At 69.6% G+C, this 16,798-nt stretch carries 21 protein-coding genes and 1 pseudogene; 9 read left to right on the forward strand and 13 right to left on the reverse strand.

Annotated elements, in window-relative coordinates:
* Window positions 1-167 precede the first annotated feature (167 nt).
* Window positions 168-1,373 (forward strand): MFS transporter, encoded by a 1,206-nt coding sequence (locus OG858_RS02085; RefSeq protein ID WP_327742988.1) that lies wholly within the window; start codon window positions 168-170, stop codon window positions 1,371-1,373.
* A 95-nt stretch (window positions 1,374-1,468) separates the two neighbouring features.
* Here the strand turns inward: OG858_RS02085 and OG858_RS02090 are convergent, their stop codons facing one another.
* Together OG858_RS02090 and OG858_RS02095 are read right to left on the reverse strand one after the other, a co-directional pair.
* The gene (locus OG858_RS02090; protein ID WP_086750699.1) at window positions 1,469-1,765 is read right to left on the reverse strand and encodes a hypothetical protein; all 297 of its coding nucleotides are present in this window, start codon (window positions 1,763-1,765) and stop codon (window positions 1,469-1,471) included.
* A gap of 115 nt (window positions 1,766-1,880) precedes the next feature.
* Window positions 1,881-2,816 (reverse strand): ADP-ribosylglycohydrolase family protein, encoded by a 936-nt coding sequence (locus OG858_RS02095; RefSeq protein WP_327742989.1) that lies wholly within the window; start codon window positions 2,814-2,816, stop codon window positions 1,881-1,883.
* Window positions 2,817-3,565: 749 nt separating this feature from the next.
* On the opposite strand from OG858_RS02095, the gene OG858_RS02100 reads away from it, so the two are divergent.
* The 5 genes from OG858_RS02100 (at window position 3,566) to OG858_RS02120 (ending at window position 7,346) form a co-directional block, all read left to right on the forward strand.
* Window positions 3,566-4,084 carry a toxin-antitoxin system HicB family antitoxin gene (locus OG858_RS02100; RefSeq protein WP_086750697.1) on the forward strand — a complete coding sequence of 173 codons (519 nt, stop codon included), beginning with the start codon at window positions 3,566-3,568 and terminating at the stop codon, window positions 4,082-4,084.
* A gap of 82 nt (window positions 4,085-4,166) precedes the next feature.
* A complete protein-coding gene (locus OG858_RS02105) occupies window positions 4,167-5,021 on the forward strand; it encodes a DUF4097 family beta strand repeat-containing protein (protein WP_086750696.1) in 855 nt (284 codons plus the stop codon).
* Between the two features lie 84 nt (window positions 5,022-5,105).
* Window positions 5,106-6,101: an ATP-binding cassette domain-containing protein gene (locus OG858_RS02110; RefSeq protein ID WP_328545192.1), complete on the forward strand. Its 996-nt coding sequence runs from the start codon at window positions 5,106-5,108 to the stop codon at window positions 6,099-6,101.
* On the forward strand, window positions 6,098-6,889 hold the full coding sequence (locus tag OG858_RS02115) for an ABC transporter permease (RefSeq protein ID WP_086751444.1): 792 nt from the start codon (window positions 6,098-6,100) through the stop codon (window positions 6,887-6,889). The genes OG858_RS02110 and OG858_RS02115 overlap by 4 nt, the downstream gene beginning before the upstream one ends.
* A 136-nt stretch (window positions 6,890-7,025) precedes the next feature.
* On the forward strand, window positions 7,026-7,346 hold the full coding sequence (locus tag OG858_RS02120; RefSeq protein WP_086751446.1) for a DUF6191 domain-containing protein: 321 nt from the start codon (window positions 7,026-7,028) through the stop codon (window positions 7,344-7,346).
* A 118-nt stretch (window positions 7,347-7,464) separates the two neighbouring features.
* On the opposite strand, the gene OG858_RS02125 is transcribed toward OG858_RS02120, so the two are convergent.
* The 6 genes and pseudogenes from OG858_RS02125 to OG858_RS02145 form a co-directional block, all read right to left on the reverse strand.
* Window positions 7,465-7,716 carry an aldo/keto reductase gene (locus OG858_RS02125; protein WP_319268230.1) on the reverse strand — a complete coding sequence of 84 codons (252 nt, stop codon included), beginning with the start codon at window positions 7,714-7,716 and terminating at the stop codon, window positions 7,465-7,467.
* Entirely contained in the window at window positions 7,700-8,392 is a 693-nt protein-coding gene (locus OG858_RS48050; RefSeq protein ID WP_086751447.1) for a TetR/AcrR family transcriptional regulator, read from the reverse strand. The genes OG858_RS02125 and OG858_RS48050 overlap by 17 nt, the downstream gene beginning before the upstream one ends.
* Before the next feature lie 40 nt (window positions 8,393-8,432).
* Window positions 8,433-8,543: an SDR family oxidoreductase gene (locus OG858_RS48055; protein ID WP_408059466.1), complete on the reverse strand. Its 111-nt coding sequence runs from the start codon at window positions 8,541-8,543 to the stop codon at window positions 8,433-8,435.
* A 131-nt stretch (window positions 8,544-8,674) separates the two neighbouring features.
* Window positions 8,675-9,238, reverse strand: a pseudogene (locus tag OG858_RS48060) (SDR family NAD(P)-dependent oxidoreductase); the annotation flags it as partial.
* 103 nt (window positions 9,239-9,341) lie between these two features.
* Window positions 9,342-9,539 (reverse strand): MmcQ/YjbR family DNA-binding protein, encoded by a 198-nt coding sequence (locus OG858_RS02135; RefSeq protein WP_328545376.1) that lies wholly within the window; start codon window positions 9,537-9,539, stop codon window positions 9,342-9,344.
* Window positions 9,540-9,705: 166 nt separating this feature from the next.
* A complete protein-coding gene (locus OG858_RS02145; protein WP_327723190.1) occupies window positions 9,706-10,101 on the reverse strand; it encodes an MmcQ/YjbR family DNA-binding protein in 396 nt (131 codons plus the stop codon).
* Between the two features lie 234 nt (window positions 10,102-10,335).
* Here OG858_RS02145 and OG858_RS02150 point away from each other — a divergent pair, with 234 nt between their 5' ends.
* Together OG858_RS02150 and OG858_RS02155 are read left to right on the forward strand one after the other, a co-directional pair.
* The gene (locus OG858_RS02150; protein WP_327723191.1) at window positions 10,336-11,184 is read left to right on the forward strand and encodes a helix-turn-helix domain-containing protein; all 849 of its coding nucleotides are present in this window, start codon (window positions 10,336-10,338) and stop codon (window positions 11,182-11,184) included.
* A gap of 491 nt (window positions 11,185-11,675) precedes the next feature.
* On the forward strand, window positions 11,676-11,867 hold the full coding sequence (locus OG858_RS02155; protein WP_328545191.1) for a hypothetical protein: 192 nt from the start codon (window positions 11,676-11,678) through the stop codon (window positions 11,865-11,867).
* Here OG858_RS02155 and OG858_RS02160 read toward each other — a convergent pair.
* On the reverse strand, window positions 11,848-12,519 hold the full coding sequence (locus OG858_RS02160) for a hypothetical protein (RefSeq protein WP_086751455.1): 672 nt from the start codon (window positions 12,517-12,519) through the stop codon (window positions 11,848-11,850). The genes OG858_RS02155 and OG858_RS02160 overlap by 20 nt on opposite strands.
* Window positions 12,520-12,816: 297 nt before the next feature.
* Window positions 12,817-13,278, reverse strand: a complete 462-nt coding sequence (locus OG858_RS02165) for a VOC family protein (protein WP_328545190.1) — start codon at window positions 13,276-13,278, stop codon at window positions 12,817-12,819.
* A 677-nt stretch (window positions 13,279-13,955) separates the two neighbouring features.
* Between OG858_RS02165 and OG858_RS02170 the strand changes: the two genes are divergently transcribed.
* Entirely contained in the window at window positions 13,956-14,663 is a 708-nt protein-coding gene (locus OG858_RS02170) for a hypothetical protein (protein ID WP_086751459.1), read from the forward strand.
* Window positions 14,664-15,403: 740 nt separating this feature from the next.
* On the opposite strand, the gene OG858_RS02175 is transcribed toward OG858_RS02170, so the two are convergent.
* The 3 genes from OG858_RS02175 to OG858_RS02185 form a co-directional block, all read right to left on the reverse strand.
* Complete coding sequence (locus OG858_RS02175) at window positions 15,404-15,769, reverse strand: DUF805 domain-containing protein (protein ID WP_256960831.1); 366 nt, start codon at window positions 15,767-15,769, stop codon at window positions 15,404-15,406.
* Between the two features lie 235 nt (window positions 15,770-16,004).
* Window positions 16,005-16,382, reverse strand: a complete 378-nt coding sequence (locus OG858_RS02180) for a GntR family transcriptional regulator (protein WP_319268180.1) — start codon at window positions 16,380-16,382, stop codon at window positions 16,005-16,007.
* Entirely contained in the window at window positions 16,379-16,699 is a 321-nt protein-coding gene (locus OG858_RS02185; RefSeq protein WP_319268182.1) for a GntR family transcriptional regulator, read from the reverse strand. The genes OG858_RS02180 and OG858_RS02185 overlap by 4 nt, the downstream gene beginning before the upstream one ends.
* Window positions 16,700-16,798: the final 99 nt, after the last annotated feature.

A 16,798-nucleotide genomic window follows, 5' to 3' on the forward strand; every position in this document is an offset into this window, starting at 1 on the left:
GGGTGTGGTGCGACGGGCGGACTCCGTGCCGGGCGGGCAGGCGTTCGGCCGACTCCGGGACCGCCCCGCACGGCGGTTTCGGCAGTGGCCGGCCAGCGTGAGCCCGTGGCAGGTGCTCCGAGGGCGTCCGGGCGCGTTTGGCGGCGGGCGAGGTTACCTTCAGCGGTATGGACGGTGATCGTGGACGCTGGCGCCGGTGCGTGCTCAGCGGGGCGGTGTTCGCCGTATGCATGGCCGGCACGACCCTGCCGACCCCCCTCTACGGCCTGTACCAGGAGAAGTTCGGATTCTCCGAGCTGACGGTCACCGTCGTCTACGCCGTCTACGCCTTCGGAGTCATCGGAGTGCTGCTGGTGGCGGGCAACGCCTCGGACTCCGTGGGCCGGCGTCCGGTGCTGATGTGGGGCCTGGGATTCTCGGCCGCGAGTGCCGTCTGCTTCCTGTGCGCCACCGCGCTGGGCTGGCTGTACGCGGGGCGGCTGCTGTCGGGTCTGTCCGCCGGCCTGTTCACCGGGGCGGCGACGGCATACGTGATGGAGTTGGCACCGCACGGCAGCGCCTCGCGGGCCACGTTCGTGGCGACCGCCGCGAACATGGGCGGGCTCGGCTGCGGTCCACTGCTCGCCGGGGTGCTCGCGCAGTACGCCGACTGGCCGCTCCACCTGCCGTTCGCCGTCCACCTCGCTCTGGTCGCCTGCTCGGCCGCCGCCCTGTTGCGACTTCCGGAGACCGTGCGAGAACGTCGGCCGCTGAGCACCGTACGGCCGCAACGGCCCAGCCTGCCCCCGCAGGTGCGGGTGGTCTTCGGACCGGCGGCTGCCGCCAGCTTCGTGGGGTTCGCCCTGTTCGGGGTGTTCACGTCGGTCAGCCCTGCCTTCCTCGCCCAGTCCCTGAACGTCCACAATCACGCGGTGAGCGGGCTGGTCGTCGCACTGGCCTTCTTCGCCTCGACCGCCGGGCAGCTGGCCGTCGGCCGGGTCGGCATGAGCCGGTCGCTGCCGCTGGGATGCGCCGGGCTCCTGGCCGGGCTGGCGCTGCTGGCCGGCGCACTGCGATGGGAACTGCTGGCGCTGGTGGTGCTGAGCGCGGTCGTCGGCGGGGCCGGGCAGGGGCTGGCGTTTCGCGGGGCACTGTCCGCCGTGGCCGCGGCCTCCGAGGCGGACCGGCGCGCGGCCGTGATCTCGGCGCTGTTCGTGGTGGCCTACACGGGTATCTCGGTACCGGTCATCGGCGTGGGGCTACTGGCGGAACCGCTCGGCCTGGAGGGCGCCGGGCTGGTGTTCATCGCCTGCATGGCTCTCCTGGTGTCGATCGCAGGCGTCTACCTGCTGCGGCGGGCGGTACCGACGACGGAGGCCGACCGGGTGCGTTGACCGCGCGCCCGATGAAGGTGGGGGGCGAGGGTAGGTGCGTGGGACGGGTCGACGATCTGCGGGACCCTTCGGCGACGAGCCGGGGGCAACCTGGGTCAGGCGGTGCGGGTGCTGCGGTGCGCGCTCAGCACCCGCTCGGCCCGTGTCCGCAGCTGCGGACACGGGCCGCCGTGTTCGGTGTGGGTGACGTGCTCCGGCCGGTCGACGTCGTCGGTCTCCCAGAGGGCGATGGCACCGACGACCCCCGCGCGATGGGCGGGCACGGGCACGTTGCCCAGCAGCTGCGCGGGCAGCGAGGGCATGGTCAACGGGCCCCCGGTGCCTACGAGGACCATCAGCGCGGCGACCACCCATGCCGGAATCGTCGTCGGCGAAACCGCGAGGACGGCCATTCCCGCCGCCCTCGCCGACAGCCCGCACGTGGCCTCAGGAAAGTTGCCCGCCCGGCACACGGCGGGTTCCGGGCCTTGAACACCGTGCAAGCGGAGTACGAGGAAGCGTCCCTGCCTACTCAGCGCCGCTTCGGGCGCCCGTAGGAGCTTCCCAACGGCTCCAGGCGGGGATGTCTTCCCGGGCCTCGCGCCACGCCACGGGAAGCCCACCGGTGCCGGTGCGGGCCGCGACGACGCCTCCTGCGATCGCGCAGGTGGTGTCGCGGTCACCCCACCCGGCAACGGTCTGCCACAGTGCCTCGCCCAGGTCGTTCAGGTGTCCCGCGGCGGACCACAGGGCGAACGGGACCGTGTCCGGAGCCGATATCAGCGTCCCCGAGCCCAGTACGGACGCCGCGTGGCGAACCGACGTACGGTCGGAGAAGTTCGCGGCCACCAGCAGACGGGAGCGGACGTCGCTGTCCGGTACATGGTCGGCGACCTCCCGCAGGAATTCCATGCGTGGCGGGGCGTCCGCACTCTCGTCGGCGGCGGCCAGCGCCGCGGCGACCGCTACGGCCACGGCGCCGGCGACGGCCTCGGGATGAGCGTGCGTGGCCAGCGCGGACAGCCGGGCCTGCTCGCCGGCGGCCGGCAGATCGTCCCGGAACCATGCTCCGAGAGGGGCGACCCGCATCGCGGCGCCGTTTCCGTGGGAGCCCTGTCCGCCGAACTGCGCGGTGGTGATGGCCCGCCAGTCCCCGCCCTCGCGAACGCCGCGGAGTACACCGTGCATCGACGGCCCGTACTTGCGTCCCGGATCCCGGTCGTACTCGGCGGCGAACTCATTTGCCAGGCCGTCCGGGCGGATCTCTCCGTGGGTCGTCAGGTGCGCGAACAGGACGAAGGCCATGGCGGAATCGTCCGTCCACAGCCACGGTTGCGGACGCAGCTCCCTGGCAGCCCACTGCTCCTCGGCGTTCTCGTCGGAGCGCGTGAACCAGCTGTCACCGAAGGCATCGCCCATCGCAAGGCCGTCCAGACTGGCGTGGGCGTGCTGCGGACTGGTCATCGGAAGGCTCCTCTGCGCGATGGTGCGGCCAGCGCATTCTCGTCGCACACCAGCCACGCGCGCGACTGCATTGCCGACTGGCGGCGAGGCTCGAGGGGCGGGCCGGCAGCTCGGGCGGGCTGCCACCGGTGGATCACATCTCGGACAGTGTCCTCGTCGGCCTGCACCGGCTTCGCGATGGGCTGCCGTCTGCCCGGCTCCACCCGGACGCCCAAGGATCACCGGGACCCGGTTCCCACCGACCGAGGCCAGCAGCACCATCGCGCGCCGGTAGCGCACCGGACCGGTACTGCCACGGCGCACGATCTGCTGCAGCTTCTGCCCTTCCTGGTCGGTCAACCTGCGTACATGGACAGGCTCAGCCGCCATGCCCCCCGGCAGTCGGAACGGACGTCACCGCACATCCAACCGCCGGAAAACACCACCCCGGCCAGCCTTCCCGGTCAGAGCACTGCCGGTCTGGTGCGCGCGTTTGCCCATGGCCTTTTCGCATGACCTGGCCGGGCAGCCAGGGCCCTATGCGCCATCGCACGGCATCACTTGCCACCGGGTGGCATCACTTGGCGCCACGATGGCGCCATCCAGCACCATTTCGCCATCCCAGAAATGAGTCAGCACGCGTGGCGCCACACCGGACCATCTGGGCGCCAGCACGTTTTAGCAGCTCAGGGCGGCATCGATGATGCATCACCCCGGCAATACCGGTCCGCCACTTGCACATAGAGCCAATATGGCGCCATGATGGCGCCATGGACCTCACGCCGTATGTCGACACCCTCCGCCGCGAACTCGCGGTGGCCGCCGAAGCCGGCGGCGAAGAAGCCCGCGAGCTGGCAGAGCGGCTCACCGCTCCCCTGGAGTCGGCGACCCGGCTGACCATGCTCAACGTGCTCTCCGCCGCCATGGACGAGATCACCCGCGAACTCGCCCCCGGCTCGGTCGACGTACGGCTGCGCGGACTCGACCCCGACTTCGTGGTGACGCCGCCGCCCACCTACGGCAGCGCCCCGGCAACGCCGACCGCCCCCGCCGAACCGCTCACCACCCCGTACCCCGCCGACGGCGACGAGGGCGGCACCGCCCGGGTCAACCTGCGCCTGCCGACCCAGCTCAAGGCCCGCGCCGAGGAGGCCGCGAACCGCGAAGGCCTGTCGGTCAACGCATGGCTGGTGCGCACCGTGTCCGCGGCGGTCGACGGCGGCACCCGGACACGTACGACGGAGAAGACCCAGACCGTCGGGCAGAGCTTCACGGGCTGGGTGCGCTAACCGCGCCCTTCGCCCGCACCCTTCACCCACACCACGTCCCACCAGCGGGGACGACCCAAGGACTCATGAGGACGGGACAGCCATGCCTTCTTTCGACACTCCCGAACCGATCTCGACCACGGCGCATGTGGAGGCCGGATCCATCCAGTTCACCGCGGGCGACCGCCTCGACACCGTCGTCGAGGTGCGGCCCCGCGACGCGAAGAAGGACCTGGATGTGCGGACGGCCGCCCAGACCGAGGTCACGTTCGTGAGCGGCGTACTGACGGTCAGGACGCCCAAACCCAATCTGCTCGGTCTCGGCATCGGCCGCACCGGCACCGTCGACGTGACGGTCGAGCTGCCCACGGACTCGCACATCGACATGACCGGCGCCTGGGCCCAGGTACTGGGCGAGGGTCGACTCGGCGAGGTCCGCGTGAAGACCTCGTCCGGCGACGTCCGCCTCGACACGACCGGCCCTCTGCACCTGACCGCGTCGCACGGCTCGATCACCGTGGACCGGGTGGTGGGCAGGGCCGAGATCACCACCAGCTCCGGCAGCATGCGCGTCGGCCTGGTCGACGGTCCCGCCGTCCTGAAGAACTCACACGGCACCACGACCGTCGGTGCCGCGACCGGCGAACTGCGGGTGCGCGGCGCCAACGGCGACATCGACATCGCACGCGCAGAGGACTCGGTCACCGCCTCCACCGCCCACGGCACCCTGCGCGTAGGCGAAGTGGCGCGCGGCACGGTCCAGTTGGAGACCTCCTACGGCGCCATCGAGGTCGGCGTCCGCGAGGGCACGGCCGCCTGGCTCGATGTCAGCTCGAACTCCGGCCAGGTGCGCAACACCCTCACCGTGTCCGAGGCCCCGGACACGACCGGGGACACCGTCGAGGTCCGCGCCCGCACCCGGTACGGAAACATCGACATCCGTCGCGCCAAGGCCTGACCCCCGGAAGCACCGGACGCACCCCACTCACTCCCCCCAGTCGCCTCAGCCTTCGAACGGGAGGGCACCATGCCTTCATCTGTCATGCCCACATCCAGAGTGGGTGACGGTTCTCAGTCGCCTGCCGCAATCTCCGTCATCGGTCTGCGCAAGTCCTACGGTGACAAGGTCGTCCTCGACGGCATCGATCTGCACATCCCGGCCGGGTCCGTGTTCGCGCTGCTCGGGCCGAACGGTGCCGGCAAGACCACCGCCGTGAAGATCCTCTCCACGCTCATCGGCGCCGACGGCGGGAAAGCCCGGATCGCGGGCCACGACCTTGCCGTCGACCCGCAGGCGGTGCGTGCCGCGATCGGTGTCACCGGGCAGTTCTCCGCCGTCGACGGCCTGATCACCGGCGAGGAGAACATGCTCCTCATGGCGGACCTGCACCACCTGTCCAAGCCCGAGGGGCGACGCGTCACGGCCGAACTCCTGGAGCGTTTCGACCTGGTGGAGGCCGCGGGGAAGCCCGCCTCCACCTACTCCGGCGGCATGAAGCGCCGCCTCGACATCGCCATGACCCTGGTCGGCGACCCGCGGATCATCTTCCTCGACGAACCCACCACCGGCCTCGACCCCCGCTCCCGCCACAACATGTGGCAGATCATCCGCGAACTCGTCACCGGCGGCGTCACCGTCCTCCTCACCACCCAGTACCTGGAGGAGGCCGACGAACTCGCCGACCGCATCGCGGTGTTGCACGACGGAAAGATCGCCGCCGAGGGCACCGCCGAGGAACTCAAGCGGCTCGTCCCCGGCGGGCACGTCCGGCTCCGCTTCACCGACCCGGCCGCCTACCGGTCCGCCGCCTCCATGCTGCGCGAGGCGACCCGGGACGACGAGGCCCTCGCCCTGCAGCTCCCCAGCGGCGGCACCCAGCGCGAACTGCGCTCCATCCTCGACTGGCTGGACTCCGCCGGCATCGAGGCCGACGAACTCACCGTGCACACCCCCGACCTCGACGACGTGTTCTTCGCCCTGACCAGCGGGACCACCGTCCCCACTCAGCCCAGCCAGTCCAAGGAGGCTGTCCGATGAGTTCCCTCTCTCTCGCCGTGCGCGACTCGTCCACGATGCTGCGCCGCAACCTCCTGCACGCGCGCCGCTACCCCTCCCTCACCCTGAACCTGCTCCTGACCCCGATCATGTTGCTGCTGCTCTTCGTCTACATCTTCGGAGACGTGATGAGCACGGGCATCGGCGGCAGCGGCGCCGACCGCGCCGACTACATCGCCTACCTCGTGCCGGGTGTCCTGCTGATGACCATCGGCAGCAGCGTCGTCGGCACGGCCGTGTCCGTGTCCATGGACATGACGGAGGGCATCATCGCCCGCTTCCGCACCATGTCGATCCACCGCGGCTCCTTCCTCATCGGGCACGTCGTCGGCAGCGTGCTGCAGTCCATCGCCAGCGTGGCCCTCGTGGGCGCGGTCGGCGTGGCCATCGGCTTCCGCTCCACGGACGCCACGGCTCTGGATTGGCTGGCGGCGTTCGGGCTGCTCGCGCTGTTCGCCGTGGCGCTCACCTGGATCGCGGTCGGCATGGGCCTGGTCAGCCCGAACGTAGAGGCGGCCAGCAACAACGCGCTGCCGCTGATCTTCCTGCCGCTCATCTCCAGCACCTTCGTGCCGATCGACGCGATGCCGGGCTGGTTCCAGCCGATCGCCGAGTACCAGCCCTTCACCCCGGCCATCGAGACCGTGCGCGGTCTGCTGCTCGGCAGCGAGATCGGCCACAACGGGTGGCTCGCCCTCGCCTGGTGCCTGGGCCTCTCCGCGCTCGGCTACTTCTGGTCGAAGTCGGTGTTCAACCGCGACCCGAAGTAGCCGGGACGGCACGCCCACTTGCCTCCCGCGGGTCGTCCCGCCCGCGGGCTGCGTACCCCTACGAGTCGGGGTACGCAGCCCTGCCGGTGTGCTCTCATGGCCCGCGGGCTGTCCTGTGACGACGAATACTCGAGGCATGGAATTTGTCTTCTTCATGACTCTGCCCGGGCTGGTCATCGCTTTGACCCTGCTGGCCTTCGTCGACCAACTGCTGTTGCGCGCGGGACGGTCCGGAGCGTTGCCGTGGCGAAACATCGCCCGTCAGGGGCAGATATCATCGACCGGGTTCGAGCAGTTGCACGCGAGCTTTTCGCCGGGCAAGCAGAACGAGCTCAAAGAGCGGCAGTCTGCACTGGTCCTGCCGGACAACCAGGACGACGGAGCGCCGCCGAACCGAACGACGGTGGATCTGGCCGGAGGGACTGCGGTCGTCCGGATACCCCGCCCCGACCGGTGACTGTGCCTGGTCTCCGTCCACGCATCTGGTCCAGTGGCCCCGCCGTGCGCAGGCGCTTGCCGGTCGGGCCGACTCTGCGGTGTCCGTCGGGAAGGGCGGCTCGGGTCCCGGGGCGGACTCAGATCCAGACGGGGGCGTGGTCCTCGGAGTAGCGGGCGCCGAAGCCGCCGTGCGGCAGGATCTCGTCGATCGTGGCGAGGTCGGCCCCGGTCAGAGGGACGTCGGCGGCGCCGGCGTTCTCCTCAATGCGCTGGACGCTACGGGTGCCGGGGATCGGCACTACGTGCTCGCCCCGGGTGAGCGGCCAGGCCATGGCCGGCTGGGAGACGGTGATGCCCTTGGTTGTCCGGGGTTCAGGATTCGGTGCGATAGCGGGTGAGCATGAGGGCGACGGCTTCGTCCACGATCGTGGTGTCGGTGGGGTCGGGCGGGACGAAGTCGGTCCGTACGAGTTGAGGCCACAGGAGCTGGCCGCAGATCATGCCGAGGAACTGTTCGGCCACTGCGGATGCCGGCTGTGTCTGTCCGTCGGCCGAGCGGAAGTCGAGTGTGCCGGCCTGGGCTTCGGCGTCCAGGTAGTCGCGGAGCCGGTCGAAGAAGGGTCCGCGGTCGATGGCGAAGCCGGTGCCGACGATGTCGGCGAGTTCCGGCATCTGGGGAAGTTCGGTGATGATGAGACGGCACAGCGCCGCCGTGCCGGGCCGCGAGACCAGGCAGGCGTAGTCGCGGCCGATGTGGTCCAGCCCGTACCGGGGGTCTCCGGGCGGGGGTGGTGCGGCGTACTGCACGTCCAGCTGCCACTGTTCGGAGGTGACGGCTGCGAACAGTGCGGCCTTGGAGGGGTACCGCTTGAAGAGGGTGCCGGTGGAGACGCGGGCCTCCCTGGCGATCTGTGCCAGGGAGGTCTTGTCGTACCCCCGGGCGAGGAAGAGGTCGCGGGCGGCGCGGATGATGCGCGCGCGGTTCTCCGCTTTGATCTGCGCGTGATACCCGGCCTGGCACGTATCGCCACCGGTTTCCGATCGGTCACGGTCCGCCACCGACATACCCACGCCCCTCGCCCGTCTCCCAGCTGCATCCTCGCTGTCAGAGGACGGTCTGGCCGCCGTCCAGGATAAGGTCCTGGCCCACAGTGAAGGCGGAGGCATCGGAAGCCAGATACACGACGGCTTCCGCGACCTCCTCGGGCATGCCCATGCGACCCAGGGGATGCCGGAGCTGATCGCCTCCAGAACCGCCTTCTGCTGCTCGGGATCCTCGATTCCGAGCTTGGAGCCGGAGTACAGCGGGGTGTCCACGGGGCCGGGGCTGACCGCGTTGAACCGGATGCCGTGCGACCTGAGCAGGTCCGCGTTCCACGACCGCATCAGGGAGGCGACAGCCGCCTTGGTCGCGGCGTAGGCGTTCGAGTGACCGTAACCGCCGTGCGCACTGTTGGACGCGTTGAGGATGACCGAGGACGGGTTGGCCAGCACGGGCACCAGGGCCTGCGTGAGGAAGAAGACACTCTTGACGTTGATCTCGAAGAGCCGGTCGTAGCTGTCCTCCGTGTGGTCCTCGAACGGCCGCCAGTCCGAGACGCCGGCGTTCAGGAACGCCACGTCCAGTTGTCCGAAGTGCTCACGCACCCGCTCCGCCACGCCGCGCTGCGCATTGAGATCGCGCGCATCGGCCTGGACCACCGGCACCTTGTCCCCAAGGGTCTGCCGCGCCTTCTCGATGCCGGCCGGGGTGACCCCCGTGACCAGCACGTCGGCCCCTTCCGCGATAAAACGCTGCGCGGTCTCCAGACCGATCCCACTCGTGCCGCCGGTGATGAGGGCACGCTTGCCCGCAAGACGATTCATCTTCATTGTTCCTTGCCGAGGCGTAAGGTAAGTCGATGGACTCATCACTGGAAGGTGGCCCCCACGCCACCCATGAGGCAAGTTGATCCACTTACCATCGGCGGTCCGGGACGGTTCGGCCAGGCCGGAGAGGGGAGGCTCGCGGCGCTCATCGAGCACTGGGGCGGTCTCGTCGCGGCAGCCGCTCGGCGACCAGGTCGTAGGAATCCTCGACCGCGTCGGTGACCAGCCGCTCGGTGACGCCGGGTCCCGGCCCAAGCGAGATCCAGTGGCGTTTGTCGAGATAGCGGCCCGGTGTGATCGAGGCGTAGCCACGTACGTGAGCGCGGGCGTGTTCGGGTCGCACTTGACCGTGATGATCTGATCGTCCGGGTCGTCGGTGACGATCAGGAACACCTTGCCCGCGACCTTGTACACGTCGAGTCCGGGGGTGAAGGGGTATCCGTGACTGACGTCGGGGAGGGCCAGGGCCGCCCGGCGGGCGGTGTCCTGGAGCCGGTCACCGGCCGCGCTCACCTGGCCGCCCGCGTTCCGGTGCCGTAGGTGTGCGGGTCGACGGGCCGCTCGGCCTTGGGCAGGTGGGCGACCACGAGCCGGTAGGAGTCGGTGACGAGTTCCTCGATCAGCTTCTTGTCGACACCTTCCCCGCTCTCCAGGGTGATCCAGTGCTTCTTGTTCATGTGGTAGCCGGGGGTGATGTGGCTGTACTGCTGCCGCAGGGCGTGGGCCTCGCCGGGGTCCGCCTTGAGGATCACGACGGGACGCCCCGGGACTTCGGTCATCAGCATGAACACCTTGCCGCGTACCTTGTAGACCTCCCAGTCGGGGCCGAAGGGGTGCCCCAGCCGGGCTTCGGGGAGTACCTCCGCGCAGTCGGTGGCGGTCTTGTGCAGGGTCGATGCGTTCATGGGTGGTGAGCCTTCTCAGGTGGTGACGGACCGTGGCATCGAAGGAGGTGGACGGCGCGCCGCGCGGGCGCGGTGGCACGTCCCATCCTTGCGTCGAAGCCGACGGGAAGGGCGGTAGGCTGCGGACACGTGATGGTCGACAAGCGACACTCCGGGCCGAGCAGGCAGGCCGGATCAGCTGCGGTTCCGTTGTACGGTTTCCAGCCCCCGGTCGGTACTCCGTACGGCCTTGAGGTGAGTGCCGTCGAGGATTTCTTCGCCCGGCACGACGACTGGCCGTGGAATCCGCCCCGTCCGGGCCGTGCCACCTTCCACTACCTGATCCTGGTCACCGAGGGTGAGCTGCGGCACGACGTCGACCACGTCACGCGGACGGTCGCCTCCGGCCAGTGGCTGTGGGTGCGTCCCGGGCACGCGCAGTGCTGGCATCCGCCCGGCGCGGCCCGCGGCCCGTTCATTCTGTTCGAACCGGACGTGCTGCGGCCCGACCTCGCCCGTCTCTTGGCACCGCTCACCGCGCACGACGCCCCTGCCGTGCTGAGCCCGCATCCCGACGACGCCGCCTGGCTCCAGCAGACGGCACTCCAACTCCTGGACGAACACCGCGCGCTGGGGCGCCGCCCCCTCGACGTCCACCACGCCCTGCGGCGCAGCCTGCTCGAGTCGCTGCTGCTGCGTCTGGCCAACTCCCCGGGCATCGCCCCCGTCGGCACGGCAACGGCCGCGGCCACGGCCCGCGCCGGCCGTGGCCGTGCCGACAGGTACGGGCGCTTCCTGGACGCCCTGGAGCTGCACTTTCGCGAGCTGCATCAAGCCGCGGATTACGCCGAGTTGCTCGACTGCTCGGTCCGCACCCTCAGCCGTGCCGCCCAGGACGCCACCGGCAAGGGGGTGCGTGAACTCATCGACGAGCGGCGCCTCCTGGAAGCCCGACGCCTGCTCGGAGGTGCCCGGTGGGACGCCCGGGCTGTGGCTGTCCACCTCGGCTTCACCGACCCCGCGAACTTCGGCCGCTTCTTCCGCGACCGCACCGGTCTCACACCGGCCGCCTTCGCCGCCCGCGCAGCGAGGACCGACGCATGACGGAAACCCGGCGGAGGCCCCCTGCCCGTCAGGAGGCGATGGCTCCAGATGGCTCCCTTCTCGGTCTGCGTGAACGCCCTATGGGAGTGCACGATGCGCCACTCGCCGTCGATCACCTCATGACCAACCGCCTTGCCCGGAAAGGCGCCACCCCCAACTGGCCGAGGAAACCCGCCCCGGCCGACACCTGAACATGCGCAGTTCACGGCGAACTACCCGGGAGTCGTACGACTTGTCGCCCAGGATGGACTCGGGACGTCGAAGGACGGCCCGGACGCCAAGCCACCGGCGGGATGCCGTCGACGAGTGCGAGAGCCTGCGTGATGTCGTCGACGTTCGCCGCAGTCGTGATGGCGTGGAGCGAATTGCCCTCCCGTCGCAGATCAGAGGGTGTTTGCTGCCAGTCTTCCGCCCGTCGACCGGCGACGGACCGGTGGCGTCCCCCCCCTTTTTTGGCGCGGCGGCGGCCATCCGCCGACGCCGGGCAACGGGTGCCTGATGCGGCGCGGGTGCACGGATGCGTCTGCGACCCATGGCAGACCGACCTACTACCCGGCTCTGGCCGCCTGCTGCTCGTCCTCGTGGTGGCCGAGGCGCCGCTGGTCCTCGGGCTGGGCCATGTCGCCGTCCGCGAGTGCCGGCAGTCGGCGGTCGGCGGTCGGCTCATCCCCCCGGCCGCCTGAAGTGGGCGTAGGGCGGATACGGTTTGAAGCAGACCAGCACCTCCAGGGGGTGCCCGCCGCCGGGTGGCTGGACCAGTGCCGGGAGCGCCGTCATCAGCGCTGAGTGCCCCTTGGCGACGCCTTTCTGGTGCGGGCCCCAACCCGCCGCGTGAGCGAGGGAGGTGGCGGTCTCGGCGAAGACGTCCCGGCTGCCGAACAGGAAGAACGTTCGGGCGTGGGTGGAGTGCCGCAACTCGTCCCGGTTGTCGGCCCGTTCGCAGCGTTCGCGCCATGTGACGGCGTCCCGGGTGGTGCGTGCCTCGTCGGTGCGGGCGGTCAGCTGCGTTCCGTCGACCAGCTTGCGCCGCAGTTCGGGCCATTTGCTGGGGCGCAGGCCGAGCGTGTGGTGGGCCAGGACGAGGTCGACCAGCTCGCCGACACCCTCGTCGGGCGGCAGGCTGTCGCGCAGCGGCACGTGGACGATGGTGTGCCGGGAGTAGGCGGCGAAGGAGAGCAGGCCCGCGAGCCGGTTCAGGCCGTCGTGGTCTCCGAGCAGCATGCCGATGGGCTGGGGAGCGCGCAGCGAGGTGTGGCGCAGGGGCTGCCGCGGTTGGACGACACGGTGTTCGTGAGGACCGGTCCTGGGCCTGAACTGACGCAGCTTCAGCTGCATACGATGTACCTCATGGCCCCAGGATCGCGGGCGACAAGCCTCCCCGGCAACGGAGATTCGCGCACCGCGGCCGGGCCGCCTGGCACGGGCCGAGCGACGTTGTTCCTGGCCGAGCAACACAGGGGACGCCTGCCCCGACACGTTGGGCTGTCCGCGTGTCCACGATGTCGACGTCCGCCGCCGAGTTCGGTGTGGGTGTCGAGGACTTGCCTGGGGACGCGAGACGGAGTTGCGGAACCCCTATGGGAATCCGCTTCGGATCGGCACCCCGACGGGGTGACCCGGGGGCCCGCCCACTCAGCCGGGCATGGCCTCCCTGGCCCGCTCCTCCATCTCTTCCGGCGAGATGTCCTCCACATGCGAGGCGACGTGCCACCGATGGCCGAAGGGGTCCTCGAACTGTCCGACCCTGTCGCCGTAGAACTCGTCCTTGACCGCGGTCAGCTCGATGGCACCCCTGGTGAGGGCCTCGGCGAAGACCGCGTCCACGTCCTCGACGTACACGTACAGGTGCACCGGCGTGCCGCCGAGCGACTTCGGCCCGCGGAATCCCAGCTCCGGGAACTCGTCCGCGACCATGACGACCGAGTTGCCGATCTGCAGCTCTGCGTGGTGGATCTTGCCGTCGGGAGACGCCATGCGCATGCGCTCCGTAGCGCCCAGGACAGCGACGTAGAAGTCGATCCCGGCCGCCGCGCCGTCGACACAGATGTAGGGCGTGACGCGCGGGTCGTCCTCGGAGAAGGGCTTTGTGCTCACTGTTTGCCACCTTCCGACACATCATGGCCGTGTCCGGAACCTCTGACGGTCGTCGCCGTTGCCCGAGCACGTTCGCCACCCCGGTGAATGCCGAGATACAGAACAAGCCTGGCACTCATCACCGGCGGCTGCAGAACCAACCGCCTCGGAACGGCAAGCACGTACTCACAGGCCCTGCGCAGGAACGGCTGATACGCGTACATGTACGCCTCCACTTCGAGAAGGACCAGGGAACAGCCGGCACCGAGCCCCTCGGACACATCACGACCGGAAGGCCGTGGTGGTCTTCCAGAAGCAAGGCGAGGAGCCTCGTTGCCCGGCCGTCTCCCGCCACGGCGAGTACAGCACCCACCCGATCAACGAGGAGGTGCGGTGGACGGCAACCGTGTCAGATCGTCCACCACAGGGACGGTGGGCCTACGCACGCCTTCCGCTTCGCCAACTGGGGCATGGCCAACTTCCTGCTGTCCGCCGACTGCACCGACTGCACCGACTGCACCGACTGCACCGACAAGGCCTGGCCCGCCGCGATCCCCGCGTTCCGACGCCGGGCCCGGCATGGGCGGACGTCGGCGGCGCCCCCTCTTCGTGGGAATCAATGCAGACATACGGACTGTGGGCGAGCAATGGTGAGTAACATCCGCACACAACACATTCGTTTGTCGGGAGGGACCGCCATGACCGAAACACCATCGGAAACAACTGATCTCAAGGCGCAGTACACCGCCCAGGTCGCCGCCGACCTCGAGCGCAACGCCAAGGAACAGGAGCGTCTCCAAGCGGAGATCACCGCCCTGCAGGACCAACTCCGGAGTCTGCAGCAGGACCACGGCGTGTTGGCGAACATGCAACAGGCACTCGGCGTCGTGACACCTGAGCCCGCTCCCGCGGCCGACGAGGTCGCCACACCTTCCGTTCCCCGCCAGAAGACCGCCGCCACGCCGCAAGCCGCCAAGCGGACGCGAGCGAAGAAGGCCGAGAAGGCAGCTCCCCCACAGGGCGCCAAGCAGCAGGCGAAGAAGGCACCCGCCAAGACCGCTGCGCCGAAGACCGCGGCCCCCGAGACCGCGGCCCCCAAGACCGCAGCTCCCAAGGGCTCAGCTCCCAAGAGCAACCAGCCCACTCTCGTCGAGCTCATCCGCCGTCACCTCACCGAGCAGAGCGAACCGCGCTCCGCCGCCGAGGTCGCCACCGCGCTCACCAAGGCTCACCCCGAGCGCCGCATCCAGACCAACGTCGTCCGCACCACCCTCGAAGGGCTTGTAGCCAAGAGCAAGGCCCAGCGCACCAGGCAGGGCTCATCCGTCTACTACACCGCTCCCGACGCGCAGGAACCGACAGCACCGTCCCAGGCCGATTCCGAGCCCGCACAAGCGAACGGCTGAAGCTGGGACATTCCCTGCGTGACCGCGGTGAACGCGGTGACCGAGCGCCCGTACGCCTGCCCAGGTCATGCAACCGGCTGTCGACGAGGGGCCGGGCATGCGCGGAAAGGACAAGGGGCCGACGTCGTCGCAGGAGGACATGCCGAGCGTTCTCGTCGTGGCGGGCGAGGGAGCGACCTCGCCCGGGGCCGCCGTCTCGTACTGGACAAAGGTCGCCCGTCCTCCTCCTCATCACCTGCGCCTACCTCCACACCTGCCTCCCCGAGCTCGGCGGGGGGAAAGGGAGGACTACTTCACCAGGCCCTTCCGGACGACTGAGATCCTGGCGCGGGCCCAGGTCCTGCTGCACGGCCGACGTCCCGATCCGTGTGCGGGCATGCCCGTCACGGGGACCTGGTCCTGGACGACGTGGCCGGCAGCGCCCGGCGTGGCGCCAGACAACTCGGCCTCACCCCCGCCGAGTACCGGCTCCCCCGCCACCTGCCGATCAACGCGGGACAGGTGCTGCCGAAGGAACAGATCAGCCTGCACGTCCGGGGCGACTGCCGCGCGACCGAGTCCACGGGCGCCCATGGCCACGTCGGCGTCGTGATCGGCGCGCACCGCGTCGCCGTGGCGGTCGGTGGAGAGCAGTTGCGTAGGCGGGAGCCGACAATGCGGCGGGAGCCGACAATGCGGAGTATGTGGCATGTTCGGTCACACAACCTCGCCCGCTTCCTGGCCCTGCACACGAGAGCGTGTCAGCTCACGGCCTTGGGGGAGGGGCCGTACCGGTTGGCGCCCGGGGTGCTGTCCACCGTCATGCCGACGAGGTAGACGATCGCGCCGACGACCGGAATCAGAGCGATGAGCATTCTCCAGCCGGACTTGCCGGTGTCGTGCAGTCGGCGGACGGAGACGCTGAGCATGGGCGCGACGAACGGCAGTACGAGGAAGCTCAGCAGCGGGACCTCGATGGCGAAGCCGAGCCCCACGAACGCGACGGCGGCGCCGGCGTACACCACCGAGAACCACCAGTACTCCGCGCGCCGGGCGCGGCCGGAGAACGTGGCGTACTTGACGGTGAGGCACATGCGTGCCGCGTCGGCGAACGACATGGTGGCCATGGTGATCCTTTCGCAAAGGGGCGTGAGGGCAGCGGGGATCGCGCGACGGGGGCGAGGCCACGCCGGACAAGCATGCGGATAGGGCTATCCATTTCATGATCGAACAGCCCGCCGATCCACCCCGCCCCGCCACAGTAACAGAGAAGTGGATAGGGCAATCCAATTCGTGTCGGTGATGCTTGCCGTAGGTCAGGTGCCCCTCGCGGACCCGCCGACGATGTACCGGAGCGATGCCCTACCCGGCTGCCGCCTCGGCGAACTGATTGGTGTCGAAGAGCTGGTTGACGTGTCCGCCGAGTTCGGACCAGTGGCGTCCGGAGAGTTCGGCGGCGGAACGGGCGTCTGCGTCGGCGCAGACGTCGACGAGTTCGTGGTGGTGCTCCATGATGTTGTGGCCGCCGAGCAGGGTCGAGAACTTGCGGTAGAGGATGCGGTGGATCTGGGGGTGGAGCTGTTCGACGATCCGGCTGAGGACGGGGTTGTCCGCAGCCGTGATGGGGACGGCGTGGAAGCGGTCGTCGGCGTCGAGTGCGGCGGTGATGTCGTTGGCGGCGACAGCCCGTTCGAAATCGCGGTTGGCCGCTCGCATACGTCTCAAGTCCTGTTCCATCATGACCGGAACGGCTGTCCCGATGGCAAGCCGGTCGAGGGAACGCAGGACTGCGAGGGGTCTTCTCGACGTCGCGGCGGTTGAGGGTGGTGATACGGGTGTAGACGCCGGGCTTGGCCTCGACCAGGCCGATGTCGGTGAGCCGGGCGAGCGCCTCGCGCACCGGGGTGCGGGGTGTGGCTGAGGCCGAGGCGCTCGGCGAGCTCACCGTCCTTGACCTTCTCACCGGGGACGAGTTCGCCGCGCACGATGGAGTCACGCAGGCGGTGGAACACCTCGTCACTGAGGAGGCGGCGAGAGACAGGGCGGTCAAGTGACATATTGCGTACAGCACATCGCCGTTCACTCCCTCTTCATGACTCCCCTTTTACGGCTCTGCCTTCGGTCCGGGCCCGGCGGACCAGAGCCTGGCCAGGACG

The organism is Streptomyces europaeiscabiei (assembly GCF_036346855.1).
In the GTDB taxonomy this organism is placed as follows: domain Bacteria; phylum Actinomycetota; class Actinomycetes; order Streptomycetales; family Streptomycetaceae; genus Streptomyces; species Streptomyces europaeiscabiei.